Source organism: Chitinophaga niastensis (genome assembly GCF_003014755.1).
Lineage (GTDB): Bacteria > Bacteroidota > Bacteroidia > Chitinophagales > Chitinophagaceae > Chitinophaga > Chitinophaga niastensis.
This window is the reverse complement of record NZ_PYAW01000001.1, coordinates 1,010,676-1,036,846: the sequence shown is the minus strand read 5'-3', so window position 1 is coordinate 1,036,846 and position 26,171 is coordinate 1,010,676. Positions and strand designations below refer to the sequence as shown.

The following is a 26,171-nucleotide window of genomic DNA, read 5'->3' as shown; positions in this document are numbered from 1 at the left end:
GATATCTTCTGATTGGAGAGATAATCTCTCTAAATCCATCCTAGTAGTGACATTTTTGACATTCAGTACCACCTACCATTTCAACTGTTACGCTATCGATCTTCTTATCTTTAATATCCTGATGAAGCTTTTCGAAGATGCTGTAATAGTTGTTGTCGGCAAACTGCACTTTAGTAGTACGGTGACAGTTGATGCACCAGCCCATAGACAGGTCAGCAAACTGATGTACTTCGTCCATTTCAGTAATGGCACCATGGCAGGTTTGACATTGTTGTTTACCAGCCACTACGTGTTGTGAGTGGTTGAAGTAAACGTGATCCGGCAGGTTATGGATCTTAGTCCATTCAATTGGTCTGCCTGGCTTAGTGTATTTGCCAGCTTCAGGATCCCAACCTACGTAATCGTATAATTTTGCTATTTCTTCTGTACCATTTACTTTTTTACCTTCTGCAGTAACCAGCTCAGGACCGGAATATTCCTTAATGGCCTTGTGACAGTTCATACAAATATTTTCAGAAGGGATCATGGCATGCTTGCTCTTCTCAGCACCGGCGTGACAGTACAAACAGTTGATCTGATTGATACCGGCATGTACCTTATGACTGTAGAAGATAGGCTGAGCAGGCATATAGTCTTTCTGACGGCCGAGGCCAACAGCACCATTAATAGTGAAGTAACCACCCACCATAAACAACAACAGGATACCGATTGCGATATATGCTTTGTTTTTGTAGAATGGAACAGGGTCCGCAGTTGCTACTCCTTCTTTATCACCAGCCAGCTTATTCAGATTGCTGTTGATTTGCATGAGGATCAGCGCTACTACTGCGAGAACGAGGGTAATGATACCGAAGAGTAAACTGTTATCATTGCCTTTGTCTTCCGCTGTACCTGTTTCTCCTCCTGGAGTTGGAGTGGAAGCCGTTGGTACTGCAGCAACTTTTATGTAAGCCAGAATGTCGTCAATTTCCTCATCTTTCAATGCAGGAAAAGCGGTCATCGCTGTCTTGTTGAACTGAATAAACAGATCATTTGCATACTTGTCACCGGAAGCCAGTACTGAAGCGGAGTTATGAACCCACTGGTGCAATAATTTCTTATCGGGCCAGCGGTCTTCTACTCCCGCAAGCGCAGGACCAGTCAATTTCTTAGTGACACTATGACATGAAGCGCAATTTTGTTGAAATATAGCTTTACCCTTTGCAGGATCCGCCGCAGCCTTAACTGAAGAAAACGGAATTACTATACTAGCGCATAGAATAAGCACACTCACAAAATGCTTGCGCAAAAGAATGGAAACACGACGATACACAGCCTATATAGTTTAGATTTGACCTAAAGTTTCTTAAAAGTGCCAGCAAAAATAAGACAGAATGTTGACAATTTACCAACAATTAAAAAAAATTATTGTCTTATAGAATGCTTTTTTTTATCTCTTATTCGTGCGCTGATTGAGCTGTAAGTCTTTCTGCTGGCTATTTTCAAAGCAATGTCGATTATATCCTTTCAGAACTTATTATTTTGATTGAAAGTTTAATCCTTGTTCGGGAACCCGTCTATATACAGTACGGTGTGCAGTTTCAGGGGATATAATTATAATAGATGCAGATGAAAATCAGATAGTGGTCCCCTATATCCTCTCACGACTAATGTAATATAATATATTATCTGTCAGCATCATAAATTTCTGTGAGAGTTGTTATTTTTACCAATATAACCTGCTATCGGACCAGAATGTTCACTCTGTCTCCAAAAAACATTCCCATGAGAACACTCATCTTACTTTCCTTTTTGCTCGCCACAATGGCCGCCTGTAACAACAATACCTCCGGCAACCAGGCAGGTAGTATTACCCGTAAGACTACCCCGGCAACCACCCATATTACCGGCACCTACCAGGGAACCTTGCCCTGCGCCGACTGCCCGGGTATGGACTTCCAGGTGAGCCTGTACGATGACCACACCTTTAGCGAGCTTGTTTCCTATCAAGGCAGGGGACAAGGCATAGCAGAAGTGGAAAACGGTACCTGGAAGCAAGTGAACGACTCCACTATACTGCTTGAAAAGAAAAAAGACACCAGCTACTTCCTTGCCTCCGAGGGCAGACTCCTGCTACTCGATACACAGGGCAAAAGAATAGAAGGGGTACTGGCAAGTAATTATATCCTCAAACCTATAGAAGGAGGAGACAGGCGCCCCATGCTGGCAAAAAAAGAAAAAGCCGGTGTTAAATTTACCGCCAGCGGCAATGAACCTTTCTGGGATCTGGAAATAGACGACAAAAACATACATTTCCGTACAGTGAATGGAGATAGCCTGCAGGCAACCCTCCCGACAGCCCAGCCAAATACAGACAGTCTCAAGGTATTTACCGCACCTAATATTACCGTGAGCATTCGTAATACCGTATGCTCCGACGATATGAGTGGTTTGATGCGTCCAATTACCGTGCAGGTTCAAATAAAAGGTAAAACCTATTCGGGTTGTGGCGAATACCTGAAATAATAGCTATTAGCTGTTAGCTATTAGGAGTTAGGAGATGAAGCATAACGCTTAATCTCACTGCATTTTTCTAAAGACTAAAAGCTAAGCGCTAAAAGCTATCCGTAATTATCTATTTTTGCATCCTACTCAAAACAGGAATAAACTTTGAAAAATATTGCCATATTCGCATCGGGTGCAGGTAGCAACGCGCAGAAGATCATAGATCATTTCAGACAGTCCGATAAAGCCAGGGTTTCACTTATAGTTTGTAATAAACCCGGTGCTGGTGTTTTACAGATCGCCGAACGCGAAGGCATTCCCTCTTTATTAATAGAAAAAGATAAGTTCCTGCATTCCGATATTTACATACAAATATTGCAGGAGCAACAAACTGACCTGGTAGTGCTGGCAGGTTTTTTATGGAAAATACCTGCCAACCTGGTACAGGCATTTCCTAAACGTATCATTAATATACACCCTGCACTCTTACCAAAATTTGGTGGCAAAGGGATGTACGGACACTTTGTTCATGAAGCAGTAATAGCAGCGGGTGAGAAAGAAAGCGGTATCACCATTCATTATGTCAATGAAAAATATGATGATGGTGAAACCATTCTGCAGGAGCGTTGTACCATCACACCGGATGATACACCGGAAACAGTAGCCCGCAAGGTGCAAGCGCTGGAACATCAATGGTTTCCGGTAATTGTGGAACGATTATTGACCACCATTTAATGACTTAGCTGTTAGCATTTAACACAAAATATCTTGAGTAATAGCTATCTTTAAAAGCCAGTCTAACCCTTACAACTGTATGAAAAAGACACTGCTACTAATATGGCTGTTTTGTTCATTTATTTTTTCGTCCTATGCACAGGATGATAAAAAAGGTTTGAGCAGAAATACCTTTATCAAGGTTAATCCTACTACCTTAATTAATGAACTGGATATATACCTGGAACAGGAAATAACCGACAAATTAAGTATTGAAGCAGGCGTTAGTGGTATCTATACAGACTATCCCGATTATGTGCTGGCAAAAAAAATAGATATCGGACAAAAAAAACCGGACATCAGCACAGAACAATTTGTTAATGGCCGTGGACTTGGATTCCGCGTAGGCTTCCGCCTGTTCCTGATTTCCAGAGATATGGCGCCTGCCAGAGCCGCAGGGACCTATTTTGAACCCATGCTCTTTTACAAGAAAGTTTTCTATCCTAACCAGGATATTACCAACAACAATACTACCTATACCAGCTCCGGCGATAAAAACGTATTTGGGCTACAACTTTTAGTTGGCCGTCAATTCAAAAAGGATAAGTTTATCCTGGATCCCTTTATTGGTATCGGTATACGCAGTAAAGTGTATCAATACAAAACATACGACCTTAATAATAACGCTGTAAGTCTCAACGACGGCAGACTGGTAAGTATATTGCCCAGTTTGCAAATAGGCATCAAGATGGGAATTAAAATGTGGTAATTAAAACGGCACCATCGCTTTTACACTGAAATTTCTTCCCATATTATATATCCCCAAATGTCCGCCGGGCGAAGCACTGTAATACTCAAAGTATTTCAACCGGTTCATGTTCGCCTGATAGGCAACATCAAACACATTGTCCAATTGCAGGAATATTTCACAGATAGTTTTACCCTTTTTATTAAGAATACCAGTACCAGCGCCCACATTAAAAAGCGTGTACCCTGCTGTAAATGTTTCCGTATCATCTACCCCATAAAAATGAGATTGTGCTGCAAATATATCTGCCCCTACACGCGCATATGCTTTGGAAAACACACTATAATTTTTTAATGCTGTTGCTCTTAATTCAGAACGTATATGCGTTGGCGGTATGAAAGGCAGATAACGGGCTGCTGTACCGTGTGTCTTAATCATGTCATCATTTCTGTTTAAACCCTGCGTATAAGCAATACTATTATTCATTACTAACCAGGCAATACTGCGCGGATGCAAATTCACACTTATTTCTGTACCATACAACTGCGCACTGGATTGCTGGTAGCTGTAAGTGGTATTGCCAGGTACAATGGTTATCGGATTACCATTATTATCGTATAGCCGTGCCTGATAGATATAATTTTCTATATTATTATTGAACAATTCCACACTGATATCTACCTCCGGTAAATAGGCAAGGAAGCCAATATCCTCCTGCAAACTGAACTCCGGTTTAAAACCACGATTTCCGAGATATACAATATGCGCGCCCGGATCGAGGCCATTGGAGCCAATTTCCGTAATATTAGGCGCACGGTAACCTCTTGCAATATTTGCTTTCAGCAACACACGCTGACTAAGATTGTAAGTAGCGCCCAGGCTACCAGACACGCCGCTATAATGATGACTAAAATTTGGAAATTGTAATTTTGCACCTGCGGTATCCGGCCATTGTACATGATGCTCAAAACCATTTTGTTTATTGAGGCCTACATAAAAATCATTCCAGCGAATATGCCTGCTGTCGTAGCGAATACCACCGGATATATCCAGTTTATTGAAAGATTTTTTAGCAAAGAAAAATCCACCGATATCAAATAAATTATAGTCGGGGATAGGAAAATCAGTAGCCGCCTTACTTTTATTTACCTGATACATCCCGTTTACGCCCACTGTAGTTTCTACACCTTTTATTGCAGGCAGATTGTAACGCACATCATAATTTAATGTATTGAGCACTACGTACAATCCAGGCTGCACAGGCATTTCAGGATGGTTATATTCCCGTCTGATACTTTGCTGCAAGCCGATAGTGGTATTAATATCTCCATTACCAATCATCCATTTTATATGATTGTACATCCGGTAATGCTGGATGCGCTGATGCAATGGATTAATGGTATAAGTACGCAATTCATTATCTGGCACCAGCGGGCGGTTTTTGATATCATCTCCTTCTGTTACCTGCCGGGTAAATTTGCGGGTAAGGGAATCCCTGCTACCATCAGGGATTTCCTGGGTATTATCGTAGAGAGTAGTACCCCATTGGGAGTAGCCCCATGATTTATCCACGCGCGCGAGTGCAGAAAGATTATATTCTCTGAAAGCAGTACCATATACAAACCCATCTATCTTATTCTGATAATTATGCGCTGCCTTAGCCGTAGCGCGTACCGCATACTTCCAGTCATTATTCCTGTAAGCCAATCCCAGTGAGGAGCCTATCATACCGTTATTGCTGTGATAGTCTGTCAGGAAACTACCTTTCAGTTTGCCCTGCGGTACTTCGGGAATATCAGGGATCATATTGATTACACCCGCCAATGCGTCCGAGCCATAAGTTAAGCTGGCAGGACCTTTCACTACTTCTGCACGGGAAATACCATATTGGTCTATTTCAATACCATGTTCATCTCCCCACTGCTGGCCTTCCTGCCGTACGCCGTCATACAGTGTGAGTACGCGGTTGTAGCCGAGGCCACGTATGAAAGGCTTGGAAATATTGGGGCCGGTAGTAACAGCACTTACGCCGGGAACGCCTTGTATAATAGCATCAATGATGTTATTATTTACATTCATGTTCATTTCCTTTTTACCTATAACAGCAATGGGTATAGGATTTTTACGAACAGCGGTAGCGCGGGAAACACCCGTTACTACTACCTCATTTAGTTTTGAAAGATCTTCTTCCAGGGAGATGTTTAAAGCGACTACCTGCCCTGCGCCAATTGCTTTTTTCAATTTCACCGGCTGATATCCTACCATGGAAATTCTTATTTCATAGTTACCCGGTGTAATATTTTTAATGTTGAAAACGCCCTGCTGATCTGCTGTTGCACCTGTATGTAGAGCGGGGATTGCCACATTGGCAAATTGTATCGGCTGCCCACCTGCGTTTACAACTACACCTTTAACAGCACCCTGCTGGGCGCGTACAGATAAAGCAAGTGATAAAGCAAATAGTAGTATAAATAAATGTTTCATTAGCAAGAAATGTAGGCATGAAAGCAGCAAGGGAGTTCAGGATAGTAACAAATAGCACACTTTCCGAGCTGCTTTGAATTATTTTAGACAAAACTATGGCCTTATTTTATACTTGTCTTAATTATTTTTTAGTCTTGTCTAAATAATTGGAAACGGGTCTTTAAATTCATGGCCTTGTTGATACAATTTAATTTCTTGTTCTGTGCAGAGACATCCTTCCAGATCCATGATGATATCATGGGCCGCTAATTCCTGTCCTATAATCACCAGCTCATTGTAGCGGTCAGCAAAGCGGTCGTCCCAACGGCTGGTGATCAGTTCATAGGTTTCCTGGTCCAGCTGCCATTCGTTGCGCGGGATAGCGCACCACCAATACCCTGCTTTTTCTGCACGTAAAGAGCCGCCAGCCTGGCTCCAGTTAACTGCCAGTTTAGGGCGGGAAGCCAGCCAGAACAAGCCCTTGCTGCGGATCACATTACCCGGCCATTGTTCGTTGATGTATTGCCAGAAACGCTCCGGATGAAAGGGTTTGCGGCTCCGGTATACAAAAGAGGAAATGTCATACTCTTCTGTTTCGGGTGTGTGCTCCTTTTCCAGCTCTGCCTGCCAGCCTGCACTTTGAGAAGTAGTATCAAAATCAAACAACCCAGTGTTCAATATTTCTTTCAGATCTATCTTACCATTGGTGGCTTCAACAATGTTTGCATTTGCATTGAGCTTACGCAAAACAGCTTTGAGGTTACCTAATTTTTGCGGTGTTACGAGGTCGCATTTATTCAACACAATTACATTGGCAAATTCAACCTGATCTGTGAGTAGATTTACAATCGTGCGCTGATCTGCATCATCTTCTGTCAATCCCTTATCCTGTAAGCGTTCTATGCTGCTGTAATCATTGATAAAATTAAAGGCATCCACTACTGTTACCATCGTATCCAGCCTGCTGATGGCGCTGAGGTCTATACCATTGGCTTCGTCCTGGTAACAAAAAGTTTGCGCTACCGGAATGGGTTCCGATATTCCTGTAGATTCTATCAGCAGATAATCAAACCTGTTTTCTGATGCCAGCTGTGCAACTTCTTTGAGCAGATCTACCCGCAAAGTGCAACAGATGCAGCCATTACTCATTTCTACCAGTCGCTCTTCTGTTTTGTGCAGCGTGTTTTCATTTCTTACCAGTTGCGCATCAATATTCACTTCACTCATGTCATTAACGATAACGGCTACACGAAGATTTTCGCGGTTATGGAGCACATGATTAAGCAAAGTAGTCTTCCCCGCGCCGAGAAAGCCACTCAGCACCGTTACAGGCAATTTTTTCATATGTGATTAATTATTTTACTATGGGCGATGTTTATGCGTATTGCATTGTTTACATTTTCGCAAATTCAGCATATGCGCACCCGTTATAATGGCAGCACCAATGGCAATTATAACGGGTGGCCACCATCCGGCAGCGTACAGGAAATGTCCTGTCATCAGTAAGGCAAACCCGACAGCAAACAGCAGCAGCGGCACCATGCGGCGATGCCGACGGAAATATCCCCGCCCCAGCGCCACACAGCCAATCAGAAATGATAAGGACAAGAGCCCGTATTCCAGTTTTTCATTTTCCAGCATATGCGAACCTAACAACGGCAATACCGTCAGTAGTAGTGGTAATAGCGCGCAATGCACGGCACATATTAAAGAAGCGCCAATGCCCAGCGTATCCAGGTTCATCTTCCGTAAAATATTCTGCTCCATACCCTGATTTTCTATCTTCACAAAACTACATTAATTTGCAACAATGTTGCAAATTAATTTTCTCAATGATATTGAATAATTTATTTTTTCAATCGTAAACTGTTGTGGGCGTGTTAAAAAGCAAAACGAAAATATACATCGCTGGGCATCTGTTAACTATGTGCTACCTTTGTATATTATATCGAATAAAACAGAGGGATCATACCTATGTCGAAGACAGCAATCATATTAATTTCATTTTTTGTAGTGTTAAGCGCGGGTTTCCTTGGCTACTCCGCTTATGTGATCAAGGGCGAGAGGGGAACGTTTCTGGGTAAGGAAAAGCTGCCTGTTTTGGGAGCACCCGGCCATACTGTTCCAGGATTTTCATTTACAGACCAGAATGGTAACACAAAATCAAAGGAAGACGTAAAGGATAAAATCTATGTATCAGAATTTTTCTTTACCACCTGTACCGGTATTTGTCCTAAGATGAATACGAATATGGAAAAGGTGTATGCAAAATATAAAAACAATCCAAATTTCCTGATCTTATCACATACAGTAGATCCGGAACACGACAGCGTTCCTGTACTAAAGGAATATGCTGCCAAACATGGCGCTGATGAAAAAAACTGGTGGTTCCTCACCGGTGATAAGAAGCAGTTGTACCGTTTGGCCCGTCAGGGATATCTTGTAGACGATGGCACCTACGCAGGTGACGAAGATTTTGTACACACCCAATGGTTTGCACTGGTAGACAAAACAGGACAAATCCGTGGACTGTACGAAGGCACCAAACAACAGGATGTGAATAAATTAATGGAAGACATAGAGCGTTTAATGGAAGAATAAAGTTTTTTTTCATCATGGGCACCAAGCAACAAATAACAGAACGTATCGGCGTTTTATTACGCGACAGTAAACTAAGTGTAACAGATACCAGGATCAAGATCCTGGAACTGTTCATGAAAAGCAACGGCGCGCTGGAACACAGTGACTTCGAAAAGTTGGCTGGCAAATCGTTTGATCGCGTAACCGTATACCGTACCTTACAAACCTTCCTGGATAAAGGCATCATTCATAAAATACCTACTACAGATACTTCCGTACGCTACGCAGTATGCAAATCGGAATGTTCAGAACATCATCATCATGATCATCATATTCACTTTAAATGTGAAACATGTGGTACTACCATTTGTTTAGATGATACAGATGTACCGCCAATACAACTTCCCAAAGGTTATGCAGCGCATAATGTGGAAGTAGTGGTGAGTGGGGTGTGTAAATCGTGTAAATAATTTCCGAAGAAAAGCTATAAATGGAAAATGGCTGTGGATTCAATCCCACAGCCATTTTCCATTTATGCTATTATTTTACAATTGCTCAATTTCCTGCTTCACAAAATCTGCCAGTTCCTTCACATACACCGGAGAAAAATCAAACTTAATACCGGCTGCTTTATACAGATCAGGTAAGGTTTTGGTATTACCTAAACTTAACGCCTGTACGTAGTTATCCAGCGCCTGGGTTTTGTTTTCCTTGTATTGCTTCCACATAGCAATAGCACCCAGCTGAGCAATACCGTACTCAATATAATAGAAAGGCACTTCAAACAGGTGAAGTTGCTTCTGCCAGGTAATTTCACGGTAATCTTCATGACCAGACCAATCCACGATAGCAGGAGAGAACTCTTTTAAGATCTCCTGCCATTTAGCAGTACGTTCTGCTACGGTGTGTTGCGGGTGTTCATAAATCCAATGCTGGAATTTATCGATGGTAGCGATCCAGGGGAATATAGTGATGGCGCGCTCCAGCTGCTGCAGGCGTGCCCGACGCAGTTGTTCCGCATCATCGAAGAAGATATTCCAGTGATCCATGGTAAATAATTCCATGCTCATACTGGCTACTTCTGCAATTTCCATCGGGTATTCCTTAAATGCGCTGAGTGGCAGGTTATGACTCAGGAAAGAGTGCACTGCGTGGCCACCTTCGTGGACCATGGTAGTCAGGTCTTTCATCTGACCAGCCGCATTCATGAAAATAAACGGCACACCGGTTTCCGACAGCGGACAGTTATAACCACCGGGTGCTTTACCCTTGCGGCTTTCCAGATCCAGGCGACCCATTTGTTTCATTACCCGTAAACAGTTGCCAAAGAAAGGGCCCAGCTCATCAAAAGTAGCGATGGCTTTTGTTACCAGTTCATCACCGGTGTGGAATGGCTCCAGTGGCTTAATACCTATAGGTTCTGCATCAGTATCCCATGGTTTCAGGGTATCCAGTTGCAGTTTTCCTTTTTGTTTTTCAAGAATCTGTTGTACCAATGGCACTAAATGCGCTTTGATAGCATCGTGGAACTGGAAGCTATCTTCTTTGGTATAATCAAAGCGGCCCAGTTCTTCGAATTTATAATCGCGGTAGTTTGCGAATCCTGCATTCTTTGCCACCTGGTCGCGTTTCAGGATAAGACCTGTGTACAATTCATCCAGCGCCTGCCGGTCTTCCAGGCGGCGGGCAGCTGTTTTGGTAAATACTTCCTCCCGCAGGGAACGATCACTGTTTTCCAGGAATTTTGCGGCCTGTTGCAGCGTGTATTCCTGGTCTTTGACAGTAATGGTCATTTTACCTGCGATAACGCCGTATTGCTGGGCCATTACGCTAAGTTCAGCCTGAATAGGAATATTTTCCTCACGGAATAGTTTCACCTGTTTTTTAACACTGCGGAGATAGGTTTTATAAAGATCCTGGTCCAGGTCTTTTAAAAACGGGCTTTCCAGTAGTTTTTTGTTGAGCGCATCTGCATAGGGCTGCAGCTGTGGCTGTATTTCCATGCAGAAGTAGGTGAAAGCTTCCTCCAGCTCTTTGCTGGTGGTATCACACGTCATGCGGATCTGTCGCCAGCAGGCATCTTCGCTGATTACCGCTTCCAGTTCGCTCATATCTTTGAGCCATTTTTCCAGATCAGTCACGTGGCTGATTTCCCGCTGTTGCAGCGCCTCAAAGTAGGGCTGCAGGGCTTCCCAGGTAGTCACTTTAAATTCTTCCGGAAGAAAGTGACGTGGGAGTTTTTTTATATCTGCGTTTAATTTATTCATCTTACTAAAATAAAAAATTCCAGACTTCTATCCACAAGTAAAATACCTGCAACATAGAAGTCTGGATTATTAAATGATGTTGGAATCGACTATTCTTCTGTTTTCTTCTTGCGTGGCTTAGCAACTTTCTTAGGTTCTTCACCTTCTGCAGCCGGCGCGTCTTCTTTCTTAGCTTTTGTTTTCTTAGGCGCTTTTTCTTCAGCACCTTCTTCACCTTCTTCTTTGTCAGCAGCCTTTTTAGCACGTGGCTTCTTAGGCTTTTCTTCTGTTACTACTTCTTCTGTTGCAGCTGTTGCTGCTTTTTTCTTTGTTTCAGGAGCAGCGGCTTCTGCAACAACTTCTTCCGCTTCACCATCAGCCAGGATCTCTTCAAAACGCAACAGATCATTTGCTTTGAGGATACTAAACCATTTCACCATTTTCTTCATATCACTCACGTATACTCTGTCTTCATCGAATTCAGGGAATACATTTTTGAAATAGGCTTTGATCGCATTGTTATCTGCCTTACCTGCTGCAGGGGGAAATGCTGCTGCTTTTTCATCCATGGCTTTGAATACTTCAGCCAGGTTTACGTTTTCGCCGGTAGTGAATACTTCAATACTTTCCAGTGGAGTAAAATTATGCACGCGGGAAGATACAAACCTTGTACTTTTATCTTCCAGTGACCTTACGATGGCGCCATCTTGTTTGCTGGCTACTAACTGAAACAAACCGCCCAATCCGGTTACTGCAACAATTTCTCTGTACTGCATGTTCAAATTTTTAGGAAGCGCAAATATAAATAATTATAATAGATTGCCCGCTGCTATTTTTAACCTGAAAAAAGGCCATCGCCAGGGGGCCGCATCAGTTCAACTTTCGTGCCATGACCACAGTACGTTTCCAGCGTTTCACGTGGCCTTTGAGATTAAATATCTCTATAAAAAATATGTAAATACCTGAAGGCAAAACTACTGCATTTTCTCCAGATCCATCCCAGCGCAAATATCCTGTATTTCCGAGTAAAATATTACGGGCAAGGAAGCGTACTGGTTTCCCCTGCGCGTCAAATATTGTCACATTGGCCACACAGCCAGGGGCGGGCAATTGCCAGGTCAGCTGCGCCAGGTCAGCTATTCCATCGCCATCCGGAGAAAAAACGGCCGGCATTACTGTGATAGTGGTTTGCTCTCCCTCTTGTGGCCACTGCTGCGAGTTTGGCCAGCCAGGTGTGGCATAACCCGCTGTAGCAGCGGCAGAATGCCAGTTATCTCCGTTACTGGTGGGCAATTCTGTGTTCAAACGCTCCAGGGAAATGCCCTGTAAGGCACTGGCCAGCGGAAAATGCTGCCCATCCGTATAATGCAATTCATCAATCACCGTACTATCACTGCGAAGCAGCACCAGTTGCCCTTCTGCCATGGGCATAGATGGTAAACTGTTTACCTCCTGTATGTTTTCCCGCGCTTTACAGGTGTAGTGGCTGCATAACAGCGCCGCATCTGTAGTAAGGGCCACCAATTTACCAGGCATCAGCAGCCGGCCTGCAGGCGCTATATTTTTAACCGTTCCCAGGCTTCCGTCTTGCTTTCTGGCGCAAATACGCAACTGTTGCAGATCTATGACCTTATTACTGCGATTATACAACTCTATAAATTCAGGGACGCCGGCCGGGGGATAAAACAACAACTCATTCAACACTACATCAAAAACTGCTGGTTGTTGTGGCAAACCCAACGTGACCGCTGTTTTTATGCCACTTTCCAAGCCTTTACAGTCTGCAAGCCCCCTGGTGTCAAGGGTATATACCTGCTGCGATTGTATCGCAGCAGACAACTGCAGTTGCACTAAATTAAATAAGGGCGGCACTACCACAACCGCAGCTACATTTATTCCACCATTTACCTGATATCGGGCAGGATCCGCCGCCAATGTACTGTCCAGCGTTTTGCTGAATTGTAATAACACGTGCATACTATCAGTTACTACGGCATATAAAAGATCAGGTCTTGTGTCATCAGTTGTAGCTGCAGCCGCTGCATTGGGTTTGCCCGGTGTACCGCTTGCGGGAGCCGGGCTGGCGCACCAGTTTATTTTACCGCTACAGGGAAAAGCGGCATTTATCATTTCCAGGCTATAACCGCCCTTGCTTAAACGGGAATTGCCATACCAGCTTTGATTGTACGCGATAGCATGCATTACCTTTTTATTTTGATCATATAACACCACCAGTCCGCTATCATCTGGCAGTGCAGGGAAGCGGTCTAATCCCCTGATATTTGGAATGTTATAACTGCTTACCGCGGCTATCGGGCATAACAAAAGCAGGCTATCCGGCTGCAATAAGCAAGTTGGCAGTAATACATCCCGTTTATTTACTACCAGGTGCCAGTTTTGCAATTGAACAGGAGCAGCGCTGACATTCCGCAGCTCAATATATTCATATGGCGGTAATCCAGCCACAGGAGAAGGTTTGGGCATTATCTCCTGTATTATTACATCATAGATGGCCGGCACCTGTGAATAGCCGGCGAGTACCTGTAATAACAGGCAGGTACAAACAATGGGCACTCTCATATATTGTTTTTTTGGGTGATACAAACTTAGCCGCAAAATTTCTTTCGTGTGTTAATGCCATCTAAACAGAATAAAAAATCTTATTGCTATGAAAAGCGGGTAGTATATATTAATTTTGGGCTTCCAAAATTTAAAATGTAAAACAAAATGAAAGTTGCCGTAGTAGGAGCTACCGGACTGGTAGGCTCAAAAATGTTACAGGTGTTAACGGAAAGAAATTTTCCCGTTACAGAATTGATTCCCGTGGCTTCTGAGAAGTCCGTTGGTAAGGAAGTAACATTTAAGGGCAAGACCTGGAAGGTGGTTAGCGCCGAAACGGCTATTGCCATGCAGCCTAATGTAGCTATCTTTTCTGCCGGCGGAAGCACTTCGCTGGAATGGGCGCCTAAATTTGCAGCAGCAGGTATTACAGTTATTGATAACTCCAGTGCCTGGAGAATGGACCCTACTAAAAAACTGGTAGTACCGGAAGTAAACGGAGATGCCATTACACCGGAAGACAAAATTATTGCCAATCCTAACTGTTCCACCATACAGATGGTGCTGGTGCTGAAACCACTGCACGAGAAATATAAAATCAAGCGGGTAGTAGTATCTACTTATCAGTCAGTAACCGGTACAGGTGTTAAAGCCGTAACGCAGCTGATGAATGAAAGACAGGGTATTACCGGTGAAATGGCCTATCCTTATACGATAGATATGAATGCCATCCCACAGATAGACGTGTTTCTCGAGAACGGCTATACGAAAGAAGAGATGAAGATGGTGAATGAAACAAAGAAGATTATGAGAGATGATCATATCCAGGTAACGGCTACGACTGTACGTATTCCGGTAATGGGTGGTCATAGTGAATCAGTAAACATCGAATTTGAAAATGAATATGAGGTAGCCGAATTGCGTGCATTGCTCGCAAAAACGCCAGGGGTAATCGTTGTAGACGATCCGTCTAAAGCGCTTTATCCTATGCCTAAAGATGCACACGACAAAGACGAAGTATTTGTAGGCCGTATCCGCAGGGATGAAACGCAGCCTAAAACAGTGAATATGTGGATAGTTGCCGACAATCTTCGTAAGGGTGCAGCTACCAACGCGGTTCAAATCGCCGAATATCTCCAGGAGAAGAAATGGCTGTAATCATACTGTTGTGCTATGTAAATAAGGGGCTTATTACCCCTTTAGTGTAGCTCCCGCATATGACTATACGAAAATATATTTATAAGTCACTCAAAGCAAGCGTGTTAGCGCTTGCTTTTTTTTGGGCTTTTCACACAAGCATAACACAGAAAGTGTAAAAATTACACGGAAGTAGTATTGATTTGTGCGAGATAAAATTCAATTTTGGTAGTAATAATCCTATGCCAACTAAACTCTTTGCAGAAAAGAGTAGACCAATTTTAGAGATATGCCGGAATTTTTCGTTATTTTCTAATCAGAAAACACCCTTAAGTCCTATGAAAACCAACACCAATCGCGAGCTTCTGTTAATGCACAAGTTTACCGAAGAGTGGAGCACTAATTTCTCTTCACAGGTATCCCGTATCATGAACATTGTTGATCAGCAGGATACACTGGATGGAATTATCCCTATCATCGAGGTGGCAAACGTGTATAATCAACGTTTTGCTCATGCACGTACGGACAAAGAAAACCTTTTAAAGAACCGCAAGGCACGTCCGTTCGAATTCCTTATTCACAAGAATTAATCCCGGGGTAACCGGATGATGGTTTATTAGTTTATTAGGCAGTGAAAATGAAAGTAATCAGTCTGATAACTAATAAACCATCATTATTTAGTCCATCGCCCGATTGATGAATTGCAACAGTGGTTGCATGAGGGCAAATGTTTTAAGTATCTCTCTTACCATTGCCGGTTGTGTACAAGCTTCATCTGTAACAGGATGAGAAACGATTAAACTTTTCAGTTTCAGATATGCAATAGCCGGATTATCCGGAAGATACCCCTGTGGCGCCGTTTTGAGCGTATCACCCTCTACCTTTCCAAAATGTTTGATAAATTCTTTATTTGAGATGAGTTGTTCAAACTCGTGGAAATTATAATCAATTTCCTGCCGTAACTTCTTTAGTTCGGGTGCTGAGGGCATCCACAAACCGCCACCGGCAAAACTATTGCCTCCGGGCTCCAGGTGGAAATAATATCCTGCCAGGGTAGATTTTTTTCCGCCAGCCTGAAACGACGCGGCCATATTGATCTTATAAGGAGTTTTGTCTTTTGAAAATCTAACGTCTTTGTATATACGAAAAACACAATCTTTCAGCTGTAGCCCCTCCAGGGAGGCATCCTGCCTGACCATGCCATCTATCAGCTGCTGTACCATACTTTCAAAATCGGTTTTGGCTAACTGATATTCGGCTTTGTGTTCATCAAACCATACTTTATTATTATTCAGCTTGAGTGACTTCAGAAATTTTAACGTGGACGGCTGCAACATTGCTTTTTTTATAGCAAGATAATACACGGTTTTAATAATTACGAATTACGAATTGGGAATTACGGACTGAAGCGAGTGATATAAGCAAAGATTATATACTTATATCACTCGCTTCAGTCCGTAATTCTCAATTCGTAATTACTTAAAAGTGATAGGTCGCCGCCAGCAATACATTGGAAGCAACATCAGCTGGTTTGCCGCCGGATTTATTGAATAAATTTACAGAAGCCTTATCTACTCTGAACTCTGGTATTATAGTAAGGTTTCCTGCCTTGTAATTAAAGGAGAGGGTACCCGCTGTTACATTACCACCTCCGGGCACACCTGCAAATACTTTCACGCCGTCTTTATCACTAAAATATTCACCACGCAGGGTAAGACCAAATTTATCGGTGAAATCCATATTCACATAAAGCGCGCTTCCCCACCATTGATCATTCGTCCGGTTTTCCTTTGGGGTTTTTCTATCCAGATAAGCACTGTAAGTACCGTTATACCCTAAACCCAGTACTTTATTCACCTGGTAAGTAGCCACCAGATCCACCTGGTGATTTTGGACACTAAAAGTATCTTTCCCTTCCAGGTAGTTGAGGTAAAGTTTCACCGGTGTTTCTGCAGGCGCCCAGCCCAGTTGTGCACCTATATATTTATGACTGTTTTGGCTGACTGATTTCAGATCTGTAGGATTAAAAACCCCTACCATAGCGCTCATAGAAGAAGAAAGTGTAATATCAACTTTTGCACCGGTATTAAAAAAGGGGCCATTGCTAAACATATAGCTCATACTATAATTTCTGTTTGCGTAGGCATCTACCAGCTCATAGCCAATATGTGTAGCATAACTACCGAGGCTTACTTTAATCTTTTCTGTTAACTGATAAGAAACATATAATTGTTTGATGGCCATAGACAATCCGTTAGAGGAACCAGGTACATCATTATAGGAAAATTCCCCGGCTCTTTTTCCGAAACCGAGATCGGCTACAATACTACCTTTTTTAAATCCGTGTTCCACCTTTAGTGATACCATTCCTAATTCAAAAGAATTATGAGAGTTGGTGAAACTGGTTTTATTATCAGTGTAGTTACCATTCAAATTGTACTTGTAATATACGTCAGCAGATCCTGACAATTTAAAAGCGGGTGGAGGCACCGTGTCTGTAGTGGATTGAGACATGGCAACGAAAGAGTTGCCCACAGCGAATAAGGTCGTTAACATTCTTTTCATACTTATTAGTTTGGTTGATAAAATGGTAAGTATTAAGGCGGCCTTTCTTGCTTGATTGTTCTGGAGTGTGGAATGCGTGCGCGCGTGGAAATGCTACATAGAAGGAATGGATAATTAATAATTACTGATTGGAACGAGTTTCACTTATTTACAGCAGATTATAATTACTAATTATCCATTCCAGGCTCTTCTAACGTTATAGTGTATACGTTTTTAATAAAGTTGATAAAGATCGTATTCAAAAAACTGTAACTCTTTTGTTATACCGATGTACGGTACATTTCACGAGTGAACCAGTTCTTCTTCCTCTTTCAGTGTACCGTTGTCTGATACGCTGATGAGTATTGGGTGATAATTTTCGTTGTGTTGTGTAACATCCAGTCCGAGTGATTCTTCATCTTCAGATACACGGAGCGGGTGAATAAGGTTGATGAGTTTGAAGATACCATATGATACGGTGAAGCTGTAGCTTACTACCAGCAACAGACCCAGTACCTGGTTTTTGAAAAGATCAAAGTTGCCATAGAACCAGCCATCAGCACCACCTGCATTGACTGCTTTTGTAGCAAAGATGCCTGTGAGCAGCATACCTACCATGCCACCTAAACCATGGCAGGGGAATACATCGAGGGTATCATCGATACTGGTTTTTGATTTCCAGTGTACTGCCACGTTAGAAATGATAGCAGCAATAAATCCGATGAACACACTTTGTGGGATTGCAACAAATCCGGCAGCAGGCGTAATGGCCACCAAACCAACCACTGCACCGATGCAGAAGCCGAGCGCGGATGGTTTTCTACCGCGGATCACATCAAAGAACACCCATGATAAACCGGCAGCAGCGGTAGCAGTATTAGTAGTAGCAAAGGCACTTACAGCCAGCGCATTAGCGCTCAGTGCAGAACCTGCGTTGAAACCAAACCAGCCAAACCACAGCAAACCTGTACCTAATAATACAAAGGGAATATTTGCAGGTTGCAGTTCTTTCTTTTCAATATGATCCTTTCTTCTTTTCAATACCAGTGCACCAGCGAGGGCTGCGCAACCGGCAGAGATATGTACCACTGTACCACCGGCAAAGTCAAGTACGCCTAATTTAAACAGGATACCATCCGGATGCCAGGTCCAGTGTGCAATTGGTGCATACACCAGTAAACTGAATAACACCATAAACAATACATAAGAAGTAAAACGGATTCTTTCCGCTACTGCACCCACCACCAGGGCAGGAGTAATGATCGCAAACTTCATCTGGAAGAGCGCAAACAACAACAGCGGAATAGTGGGGGCCAGGCTCCACGGGGCTCCTGACCCTACATTTTGAAACATAAAGAAACTACGGGGATCTCCTATTATACCATGATAAGATTTACCAAACGCCAGGCTAAATCCAACCACTATCCATACAATACTGATTAAACCCGTTGCAATAAAACTTTGCATCATGGTAGAAATAACGTTCTTCTTATTTACCATGCCTCCATAAAAGAAGGACAAACCGGGAGTCATCAAAAATACCAGGGATGAAGCCACTAAAATCCAGGCGATATCAGCAGAATTATATTTGCCACCATCTGCAAAAGTTGGGAGTGCTGGGATAAAAACTCCAATAATTGCAACTATCGCCAAAAAAATGAAGGGTAGATAGTCCTGAAATGATTTTTTCTTCATAGCGTTTGATTTTTAAATTTCTTAAATAAAAGTAGGTTTGAAATTTAAAACATCAAATAGAAGGGGGTAAAAATAGAAATATTTGAATATCAGGTGTGATATTTAGGATTAAATCAATGATATTATAATTAATAATAATATTAATTATTAATTTCTATTCTGTGAAGGATTTTAAGGAGAAGATAAATTGCTATATTTTATTGATTATCAATTATATAAGTGATAAATTATTGTTGTGTTAACAATTTTCAAATTTACCAGGTGGTGGTGTTACTGTAATGCTGAATAATTTCACACAACCACCTGGTAAATAATATTTTATAAATTATATATTTATCACTGTGAATCAGAAAAAGAGATAAACATATTATAATAAATTGTATATAACATTATTAAATAGCCAGGTCCATTATTGTTTCATTTCCAACAATTCACGCTCCATTGCAAACATTTGATCCCTCAAACGGGCGGCTTCCATAAAATCAAGATCACGGGCAGCCTTTTCCATATCCTTCTTCACTTTAGCAATAGACTTCTCCATCTGTGGGATGGTTTTCCCGGCAGCAGCAGAGCTTTTTGCATATGCCATCGCATCCTCGGCTACCAACAATACCTCATCATGCAAAGCATAAGGTGAGTTTTCATCGAAATGCTTGATTTGCAATACAGATGTCTGTCCCATAATCTGCTCCTTACTCTTGCGAACAGTTCTTGGAGTAATATTATGTGCAATATTAAAAGCTACCTGCTTCTCCCGGCGACGATCCGTTTCATCAATAGTGCGCTGCATACTCTCCGTTATCTTATCTGCATAAAAGATAACCAGTCCATCTACGTTACGTGCCGCACGACCAGCAGTCTGGGTCAGCGAGCGTTCATCTCTCAAAAATCCTTCTTTATCTGCATCTAAAATAGCCACCAATGACACTTCCGGCAAATCAAGCCCCTCTCTCAGCAGGTTCACACCCACCAGTACATCTATATTACCTAAGCGCAGGTCGCGTAATATTTCAATACGCTCCAATGTATCTACCTCTGAGTGAATGTAGCGGGACTTAATATTAATACGTCCCAGGTATTTATCCATTTCTTCGGCCATGCGCTTAGTAAGGGTGGTTACCAGCACGCGATCTCCCTTTTGTACACGTTTGTCTATTTCTTCCAGCAGGTCATCTACCTGGTTTACACTGGGTCTTACTTCTATTGGTGGTTCCAGCAAACCGGTAGGACGTACTACCTGTTCCACAACTACTCCTTCTGTTTTCTTCAGCTCATACTCTCCCGGAGTAGCGCTTACGAAAATGGTTTGGTTTAGCATGTTCTCGAACTCATAAAAGTTCAGCGGGCGGTTATCCATGGCAGACGGCAGACGGAAGCCAAATTCCACCAGGTTGAGCTTACGGGAACGGTCGCCCCCATACATCGCACCTATCTGCGGAATGGTCACGTGGCTTTCATCCACCACTAATAAGAAGTCATCCGGAAAATAATCCAGCAAACAGAATGGCCTGGTGCCCGGCTTACGACGATCCAGAAAACGGGAATAGTTTTCAATTCCGCTACAGTAGCCAAGTTCCCGGATCATTTCCATGTCATAATTCACTCTTTCGGATAAGCGCTGGGCTTCAATCAACTTACCATTGGCTTTAAAATAATCTACCTGGGCTTTCAGCTCATCCTGTATTTCAATGATGATCTGGTGCATCATGTCTTTTGGTGCGAGGTACATATTTGCCGGGAAAATAGCCGCATTTTCCACAACAGTAATACGTTTGCTATTCTGCACGTCAAATGTTTCTATCTCTTCTATCTCATCTCCAAAAAAAGTAATCCGATAACCATAATCCACATAAGGCAGATTGATATCTACGGTATCTCCTTTCACCCTGAAATTACCTCTGTTAAAATCGCCCGTAGTGCGGCTATACAGGGAATTCACCAACCCGTGCAGGAGTGTGTTCCGGCTTAATACCTGTCCTTTTTGAATACGGATTATCCCATTTTCATAGTCTGTAGGGTTACCAATACCATATATACAGGAAACGCTGGCTACCACAATAATATCTCTCCGTCCGGAAAGCAGGTTAGACGTAGCTTTCAGCCGGAGCTTATCCAGCTCCTCATTTATTGCCAGATCTTTTTCTATATAGGTATCACTTACCGGCATATAGGCTTCCGGCTGATAATAATCGTAGTAGGATACATAATATTCCACTGCATTATCCGGAAAAAACTGTCGTAGCTCGCCATAGAGCTGAGCTACCAGTGTTTTATTATGTGTAAGTACCAGGGTAGGGCGCTGTACCTGTTCAATTACATTTGCTACGGTAAATGTTTTACCTGAACCGGTTACCCCCAGCAGGGTTTGAAAAGGTTCTCCTTCCATCAATCCCTGCGTTAATTGTTTGATCGCTTCCGGCTGATCACCAGCAGGAGCATATGGAGCTTGTATCTTAAATGACATATTGAAATTTATATTTGAGCAGTATATGTAAAAATACTAAAGAACCGGGAAGTATAAGTGTTAAAAAAGAAGCCTTAATTTTGCCACTTCAATCAAGGACGTACTTATGAGAAAGAAAATCGTAATGGGCCTGCTACTGGCCTTTCTATTACCTTTTACCAGCTTTGCCTGGGGACCTAACGGTCACCGTATAGTAGGGGAAATAGCTTACCTGCATCTGACCCCACAGGCACGTAAAGCCATCAACAATATACTGGGCCGTGAAAGCCTGGCTATGATTGCCAACTGGCCCGATTTCATTAAATCTGATACTACTCATCAGTATGATCATACCAGCTCCTGGCACTACCTCGATTTTCCGGCTAATATTGATCGTGCAACATTTGATCAGCTACTGAATGCTGCTACCGGTGAAAATCTGTATATTGAAACACAGGACATGATCAAGGATCTCAAAAACCGGTCATTGCCAAAGGATAAACAAATATTTGCACTCAGGTTCCTTGTACACCTGATGGGCGATATGCATCAGCCACTGCATGTAGGCAGAGATGAGGACATGGGTGGTAACAAAATCAGTGTAATGTGGTTTGATAAGCCATCTAACCTTCACCGCGTATGGGATGAGCAATTGATCGATTTTCAGCAACTGAGCTATACAGAATATACCAAAGCAATTGATATTGCGCCTGTAGCCCAAATAAAGACCATACAGAGTGGTTCTATTGCCGACTGGATGTTTGAGTCACACCTCCTGTCAGACAAGGTATATGACTATACAAAACCTGATTCAAAGCTTAGCTACCGTTACAATTATGTTTTTGTAAATGATCTGAACCAGCAATTGCTGAAGGGAGGATTGAGATTAGCAGCGGTCTTGAACGGGATATTTAAGTAAGCGATTAGCGGTTAGCTATTAGCTTTTAGCAAAAATGCAGCGAAGACAAAAGCGTAGGTTTATACTTTGCTTCTGTCTTCGCTGCATTTTTGCTAAAAGCTAATAGCTAACTGCTAAAACCTATACGAGGTCTATATCAAAATTCACCAGCTGAACAAATTGTTCCAGGCGGGTAGCAATTTCTCCGTGTGTGATCTCCCTGATACGCTCTGTACCAAATTTCTCCACACAGAAAGAAGCCATAGCAGAACCTACGATAATAGCTGTTTTCATGTTTTCGAAAGAGATATCTTTTGTTTTTGCAAGATGACCAATGAAGCCTCCGGCAAAGGTATCACCAGCACCGGTAGGATCATATACATCGTCCAGCGGCATAGCTGGTGCAAAGAATACATGATTTTCGTGGAAGAGTAATGCACCATGTTCCCCTTTCTTAATGATCACATAACGCGGCCCCATGGTCATGATTTTGCGGGCAGCTTTTACCAGAGAATACTCTCCGCTCAGCTGACGGGCTTCACCATCATTCACCATCAGTACATCCACTCTTTTCAATACTTTCAACAGATCGTCCAATGCAACTTCCATCCAGAAGTTCATTGTGTCCATCACGATCAGTTTAGGTCTTACCTTTAGCTGATCCAATACACTCATCTGTACCTGTGGTGTAAGGTTGCCCAGGATCAGAAATTCACTGCCCTGATAGCTTTCCGGAATAACAGGCTGGAAATCGGCCAGCACATTCAGATCAGTTACCAGTGAATCACGGGTATTCATATCCATATGATACTTACCAGACCAATAGAAGGATTTCTCACCTTTCTTTATCTGTACACCGTCTAATGCTACTCCTTTGGCCGTCAACGCGTCCAGTTCCGATTGTGGGAAATCTTCACCTATTACGGATACCTGGTTAATAGGCTTTACAAAGTTGGAAGCAGCCCATGCTATATAAGTGGCTGAACCACCAATGATCTTTCCTGATTTTCCAAAGGGCGTTTCAATTTCATCGAACGCCATAGTACCAACAACAGTGAGTGACATGCTATTTAGTTAAAAGTTTATTAGGTTAAAGTTTAATGCAAAACCTGGCAAAGGTAACTACTTATACAGAAAGCAGGAAGCTAAATATTCACCTTCTTCCAGGTACCCCGTCTGAATAGCACAATGGCCGCTATGGCTACAGTAGATTCTGAGATAGCAATAGCCCAGAATACGCCCTGAGGGCCTAACTTCAATCCAATCGCCAGCACCCAGGCAAGCGGCATTTGCCACATCCACAACGCAAACAGGTTAATAAGCGTAGGAGTACGGGTATCACCCGCACCATTAAACGATTGGGTAAGCACCATGCCATAGGCGAAAAAAATATAACCTAAACTCATCAGTCGCAAACATTGTACAGCATAACCTGTCACTACGGGTTCGTCTGTAAAAAAGCCGATAATACCAGGTGCGGCCACCATAAAGATAACAGCTATCATACCCAGGAATACCAGATTAAAGAATGCCGCACGCCAGGCCGATGTTTCCGCGCGTTCTGGTTGTTGTGCACCCAGATTTTGGCCTACCAGCGCAGCTGCCGCATTGGCCATCCCCCAGGCCGGCAGTATCGTAAAGATGACCACTCTGATAGCAATTGTATATCCTGCCACTGCATCCTTGCCGAAATAGGAAATAATGCGCACGAGAAAGATCCAGCTGGCAGATGAAATCAATAGCTGGGCCGTGCCGCCAGCAGCTATTTTCAGAATAGACATGATTACATCAATAGCAGGGGCGAGGTGCTTTTTAGTAATACGTATCAAATTTTTGCCCTTTAACAGGTGATACACTTGATAAGATACACCTGCACCGCGACCAATGAAAGTAGCGATAGCAGCACCTTTCAGGCCCAGCGCAGGAATTGGCCCTAACCCTGAAATAAGTAGCGGACAAAGCAAAATATTTAGTCCGTTCGCAATCCACAATGCGCGCATCGCCAGCGCAGCGTCACCGGCTCCACGGAAAATCCCATTGATAAGGAATAATAATACAATGACGATATTACCACTCAGTAATATTTTCGTATATACATAACCGTTATCAACCACTTCTTTGGATGCACCCATGATCAGCAGTATATCTTTTGCAAAGAAAAATCCCACAATACTGATGAGTAATGAAACAGCGAAACCCAGGTAAAGCGATTGCATAGCTGCATGTGCCGCAGCTGCAGGATCCTTTTCGCCGGTCCTTCTTGCAATCATGGCTGTAGCTGCCATACTCAATCCCATGGCCCCTGTGTATACCAGTGTGAGCACAGATTCTGTTAGTCCTACTGCCGTGATCGCGTTAACACCCAGGTGGCTGACAAAATAAATATCCACTACTGCAAATAATGACTCCATCGCCATTTCCAGTATCATCGGAACAGAAAGCAAAAAGATAGCGCGGTTAATATTACCGGTTGTAAATTCTTTTTCACTACCGGTAACGGCTATCTTGAATAGATGAAAAAAATGTCGGGTACGCGCAAAGGCTTGCGTTAATATGGGCATAAACTATCGTTAAAATAATAAACGGGAAAGCAGCCGTACCAGTTATGCTGCAAATTAATTACGGGAAGTGGGGAGCGACAACAGGAAGGGCTGTCGTCTGATTAATTTTTCATGTTGTTATAAGTTGACATATTCAATGATGCTGTACAAAAGTAAAAGAATTTTTTAATTATCAACATGTCAACAAAATAAAAAAAGTATGTATCAACGTTTACTTATAACTACTTTCTTCAATTAAAAATAAATTGTTCCGGCTGTAACGATCTGTAGCAAAGCATTACAGCCGACAAAAAATAATATTTAATAAATATCCTACTTGTACCTGTAACTTTTAATTTCATGCTTCGTTTAATATCCACTAGTAAGCGCTGAAAACCTATATAGCATAAAAAATCACAAAACTTAAAATCGCAATCTTAAAACCTTCATAAAACTGGAATCATGCACATGTTCAACAAACACGCTCTCCGCACCGGAGTAGTGATCGCTACTGTATTGGGTATAACTTTTACTGCCTGCAAAAAAGACGACAACAATACACCTACACCTCCAACCCCGCGTTCAAAGTCATTTGACGTGCTTGGTACTGATGCAAAAAAAGTAGGTGCAATTACTGTTACAGAAAATACTGATAGCTCTGTTAACGTAGTATTAAACCTCACTAAAAACGTAAAAGACACTGTTCATAACGTCTTCTTTATTGGTGGCAAAACCGGCGCTCCGACTACAGATACTTTGCTGAAGTTAGAGGCAAAAGGAACTGGTGCTGCTATGAATATTGATCTGTTCTCAAAAGTTAAAACAATCAAGCTGAACAGGGCTGGTGGTGTAACTAAAGACACTGCTTTCAGATTTAATGACGCTGTGAATTATAGCGCGTACCTGAAAGTGTTGCACAGCAAAAACAAAGCAGACACTATTGCTATTGGCAACTTCGGCAAGAGCATCTAACGCTTTCGAAATATTACATTAAAACTATTGAGAGCATATCCTTCTGTAAAGGGTATGCTCTCTCCTGTACATCAATATAGCAGGAGGTAACAGGTTATCATACGGTTCAAAAAAATAGCCGACACAAGGCCGGCTATTTTTTTGTAAT

Annotated in this window: 22 protein-coding genes; 9 read left to right on the top strand and 13 right to left on the bottom strand. The window is 42.5% G+C overall.

The annotated features are described in order from the left end of the window. Nucleotides 1-40: 40 nt before the first annotated feature. A complete protein-coding gene (locus CLV51_RS04365; RefSeq protein WP_245898614.1) occupies nucleotides 41-1,312 on the bottom strand; it encodes a c-type cytochrome in 1,272 nt (423 codons plus the stop codon). Nucleotides 1,313-1,764: 452 nt separating this feature from the next. Here CLV51_RS04365 and CLV51_RS04360 point away from each other — a divergent pair, with 452 nt between their 5' ends. The 3 genes from CLV51_RS04360 to CLV51_RS04350 all read left to right on the top strand — a co-directional run bounded on the left by CLV51_RS04360 (nucleotide 1,765) and on the right by CLV51_RS04350 (nucleotide 3,967). Then, nucleotides 1,765-2,505: a copper resistance protein NlpE N-terminal domain-containing protein gene (locus CLV51_RS04360; RefSeq protein WP_158266925.1), complete on the top strand. Its 741-nt coding sequence runs from the start codon at nucleotides 1,765-1,767 to the stop codon at nucleotides 2,503-2,505. Nucleotides 2,506-2,649: 144 nt separating this feature from the next. After that, on the top strand, nucleotides 2,650-3,219 hold the full coding sequence (gene purN, locus CLV51_RS04355) for a phosphoribosylglycinamide formyltransferase (protein WP_106526774.1): 570 nt from the start codon (nucleotides 2,650-2,652) through the stop codon (nucleotides 3,217-3,219). Between the two features lie 79 nt (nucleotides 3,220-3,298). Next, nucleotides 3,299-3,967 carry a hypothetical protein gene (locus tag CLV51_RS04350; RefSeq protein WP_106526773.1) on the top strand — a complete coding sequence of 223 codons (669 nt, stop codon included), beginning with the start codon at nucleotides 3,299-3,301 and terminating at the stop codon, nucleotides 3,965-3,967. Here CLV51_RS04350 and CLV51_RS04345 read toward each other — a convergent pair whose 3' ends face one another. From CLV51_RS04345 to CLV51_RS04335, 3 genes are all read right to left on the bottom strand, one after another. Further along, nucleotides 3,968-6,430, bottom strand: coding sequence for a TonB-dependent receptor (locus CLV51_RS04345; protein WP_106526772.1), 2,463 nt, complete (start codon nucleotides 6,428-6,430; stop codon nucleotides 3,968-3,970). Between the two features lie 138 nt (nucleotides 6,431-6,568). Next, a complete protein-coding gene (locus CLV51_RS04340; protein WP_106526771.1) occupies nucleotides 6,569-7,753 on the bottom strand; it encodes a GTP-binding protein in 1,185 nt (394 codons plus the stop codon). A gap of 18 nt (nucleotides 7,754-7,771) precedes the next feature. After that, a complete protein-coding gene (locus tag CLV51_RS04335; RefSeq protein WP_106526770.1) occupies nucleotides 7,772-8,197 on the bottom strand; it encodes a MerC domain-containing protein in 426 nt (141 codons plus the stop codon). A 186-nt stretch (nucleotides 8,198-8,383) separates the two neighbouring features. Here CLV51_RS04335 and CLV51_RS04330 point away from each other — a divergent pair, with 186 nt between their 5' ends. Next, the gene (locus CLV51_RS04330; RefSeq protein WP_106526769.1) at nucleotides 8,384-9,010 is read left to right on the top strand and encodes an SCO family protein; all 627 of its coding nucleotides are present in this window, start codon (nucleotides 8,384-8,386) and stop codon (nucleotides 9,008-9,010) included. Nucleotides 9,011-9,024: 14 nt separating this feature from the next. Next, entirely contained in the window at nucleotides 9,025-9,459 is a 435-nt protein-coding gene (locus CLV51_RS04325) for a Fur family transcriptional regulator (protein WP_106526768.1), read from the top strand. A 75-nt stretch (nucleotides 9,460-9,534) separates the two neighbouring features. Here the strand turns inward: CLV51_RS04325 and CLV51_RS04320 are convergent, their stop codons facing one another. From CLV51_RS04320 to CLV51_RS04310, 3 genes are all read right to left on the bottom strand, one after another. Beyond that, complete coding sequence (locus tag CLV51_RS04320; RefSeq protein ID WP_106526767.1) at nucleotides 9,535-11,256, bottom strand: M3 family oligoendopeptidase; 1,722 nt, start codon at nucleotides 11,254-11,256, stop codon at nucleotides 9,535-9,537. 89 nt (nucleotides 11,257-11,345) lie between these two features. Further along, a complete protein-coding gene (locus CLV51_RS04315; protein WP_106526766.1) occupies nucleotides 11,346-12,011 on the bottom strand; it encodes a DUF5606 family protein in 666 nt (221 codons plus the stop codon). A 94-nt stretch (nucleotides 12,012-12,105) separates the two neighbouring features. Beyond that, nucleotides 12,106-13,815, bottom strand: coding sequence for a hypothetical protein (locus tag CLV51_RS04310; protein ID WP_106526765.1), 1,710 nt, complete (start codon nucleotides 13,813-13,815; stop codon nucleotides 12,106-12,108). A gap of 147 nt (nucleotides 13,816-13,962) precedes the next feature. Between CLV51_RS04310 and CLV51_RS04305 the strand changes: the two genes are divergently transcribed. Together CLV51_RS04305 and CLV51_RS04300 are read left to right on the top strand one after the other, a co-directional pair. Next, the gene (locus CLV51_RS04305; protein WP_106526764.1) at nucleotides 13,963-14,952 is read left to right on the top strand and encodes an aspartate-semialdehyde dehydrogenase; all 990 of its coding nucleotides are present in this window, start codon (nucleotides 13,963-13,965) and stop codon (nucleotides 14,950-14,952) included. A 317-nt stretch (nucleotides 14,953-15,269) separates the two neighbouring features. Further along, a complete protein-coding gene (locus CLV51_RS04300) occupies nucleotides 15,270-15,521 on the top strand; it encodes a hypothetical protein (protein ID WP_079471700.1) in 252 nt (83 codons plus the stop codon). 87 nt (nucleotides 15,522-15,608) lie between these two features. Here CLV51_RS04300 and CLV51_RS04295 read toward each other — a convergent pair whose 3' ends face one another. The 4 genes from CLV51_RS04295 to uvrB all read right to left on the bottom strand — a co-directional run bounded on the left by CLV51_RS04295 (nucleotide 15,609) and on the right by uvrB (nucleotide 21,634). Further along, nucleotides 15,609-16,268 (bottom strand): DUF2461 domain-containing protein, encoded by a 660-nt coding sequence (locus CLV51_RS04295; RefSeq protein ID WP_106526763.1) that lies wholly within the window; start codon nucleotides 16,266-16,268, stop codon nucleotides 15,609-15,611. A 142-nt stretch (nucleotides 16,269-16,410) separates the two neighbouring features. Beyond that, on the bottom strand, nucleotides 16,411-17,496 hold the full coding sequence (locus CLV51_RS04290; RefSeq protein WP_106526762.1) for a porin: 1,086 nt from the start codon (nucleotides 17,494-17,496) through the stop codon (nucleotides 16,411-16,413). 282 nt (nucleotides 17,497-17,778) lie between these two features. After that, complete coding sequence (locus CLV51_RS04285; protein ID WP_106526761.1) at nucleotides 17,779-19,170, bottom strand: ammonium transporter; 1,392 nt, start codon at nucleotides 19,168-19,170, stop codon at nucleotides 17,779-17,781. A gap of 409 nt (nucleotides 19,171-19,579) precedes the next feature. Further along, nucleotides 19,580-21,634: an excinuclease ABC subunit UvrB gene (uvrB, locus tag CLV51_RS04280; protein WP_106526760.1), complete on the bottom strand. Its 2,055-nt coding sequence runs from the start codon at nucleotides 21,632-21,634 to the stop codon at nucleotides 19,580-19,582. Between the two features lie 106 nt (nucleotides 21,635-21,740). On the opposite strand from uvrB, the gene CLV51_RS04275 reads away from it, so the two are divergent. Further along, complete coding sequence (locus CLV51_RS04275; protein ID WP_106526759.1) at nucleotides 21,741-22,532, top strand: S1/P1 nuclease; 792 nt, start codon at nucleotides 21,741-21,743, stop codon at nucleotides 22,530-22,532. Nucleotides 22,533-22,652: 120 nt separating this feature from the next. Here CLV51_RS04275 and CLV51_RS04270 read toward each other — a convergent pair whose 3' ends face one another. Both CLV51_RS04270 and CLV51_RS04265 read right to left on the bottom strand, forming a co-directional pair. Continuing rightward, nucleotides 22,653-23,576, bottom strand: a complete 924-nt coding sequence (locus CLV51_RS04270; protein ID WP_106526758.1) for a PfkB family carbohydrate kinase — start codon at nucleotides 23,574-23,576, stop codon at nucleotides 22,653-22,655. An 80-nt stretch (nucleotides 23,577-23,656) separates the two neighbouring features. Then, nucleotides 23,657-25,072: an MATE family efflux transporter gene (locus CLV51_RS04265; RefSeq protein WP_106526757.1), complete on the bottom strand. Its 1,416-nt coding sequence runs from the start codon at nucleotides 25,070-25,072 to the stop codon at nucleotides 23,657-23,659. A 441-nt stretch (nucleotides 25,073-25,513) separates the two neighbouring features. On the opposite strand from CLV51_RS04265, the gene CLV51_RS04260 reads away from it, so the two are divergent. Then, entirely contained in the window at nucleotides 25,514-26,023 is a 510-nt protein-coding gene (locus CLV51_RS04260; RefSeq protein ID WP_106526756.1) for a hypothetical protein, read from the top strand. Nucleotides 26,024-26,171: the final 148 nt, after the last annotated feature.

Coding starts and splice junctions, on each gene's coding strand:
- CLV51_RS04360 (WP_158266925.1), top strand. CDS start 1,765: ATGAGAACACTCATCTTACTTTCCTTTTTGCTCGCCACAATGGCCGCC.
- CLV51_RS04350 (WP_106526773.1), top strand. CDS start 3,299: ATGAAAAAGACACTGCTACTAATATGGCTGTTTTGTTCATTTATTTTT.
- CLV51_RS04345 (WP_106526772.1), bottom strand. CDS start 6,430: ATGAAACATTTATTTATACTACTATTTGCTTTATCACTTGCTTTATCT.
- CLV51_RS04340 (WP_106526771.1), bottom strand. CDS start 7,753: ATGAAAAAATTGCCTGTAACGGTGCTGAGTGGCTTTCTCGGCGCGGGG.
- CLV51_RS04330 (WP_106526769.1), top strand. CDS start 8,384: ATGTCGAAGACAGCAATCATATTAATTTCATTTTTTGTAGTGTTAAGC.
- CLV51_RS04325 (WP_106526768.1), top strand. CDS start 9,025: ATGGGCACCAAGCAACAAATAACAGAACGTATCGGCGTTTTATTACGC.
- CLV51_RS04320 (WP_106526767.1), bottom strand. CDS start 11,256: ATGAATAAATTAAACGCAGATATAAAAAAACTCCCACGTCACTTTCTT.
- CLV51_RS04315 (WP_106526766.1), bottom strand. CDS start 12,011: ATGCAGTACAGAGAAATTGTTGCAGTAACCGGATTGGGCGGTTTGTTT.
- CLV51_RS04310 (WP_106526765.1), bottom strand. CDS start 13,815: ATGAGAGTGCCCATTGTTTGTACCTGCCTGTTATTACAGGTACTCGCC.
- CLV51_RS04305 (WP_106526764.1), top strand. CDS start 13,963: ATGAAAGTTGCCGTAGTAGGAGCTACCGGACTGGTAGGCTCAAAAATG.
- CLV51_RS04300 (WP_079471700.1), top strand. CDS start 15,270: ATGAAAACCAACACCAATCGCGAGCTTCTGTTAATGCACAAGTTTACC.
- CLV51_RS04295 (WP_106526763.1), bottom strand. CDS start 16,268: ATGTTGCAGCCGTCCACGTTAAAATTTCTGAAGTCACTCAAGCTGAAT.
- CLV51_RS04290 (WP_106526762.1), bottom strand. CDS start 17,496: ATGAAAAGAATGTTAACGACCTTATTCGCTGTGGGCAACTCTTTCGTT.
- CLV51_RS04285 (WP_106526761.1), bottom strand. CDS start 19,170: ATGAAGAAAAAATCATTTCAGGACTATCTACCCTTCATTTTTTTGGCG.
- uvrB (WP_106526760.1), bottom strand. CDS start 21,634: ATGTCATTTAAGATACAAGCTCCATATGCTCCTGCTGGTGATCAGCCG.
- CLV51_RS04275 (WP_106526759.1), top strand. CDS start 21,741: ATGAGAAAGAAAATCGTAATGGGCCTGCTACTGGCCTTTCTATTACCT.
- CLV51_RS04270 (WP_106526758.1), bottom strand. CDS start 23,576: ATGTCACTCACTGTTGTTGGTACTATGGCGTTCGATGAAATTGAAACG.
- CLV51_RS04265 (WP_106526757.1), bottom strand. CDS start 25,072: ATGCCCATATTAACGCAAGCCTTTGCGCGTACCCGACATTTTTTTCAT.
- CLV51_RS04260 (WP_106526756.1), top strand. CDS start 25,514: ATGCACATGTTCAACAAACACGCTCTCCGCACCGGAGTAGTGATCGCT.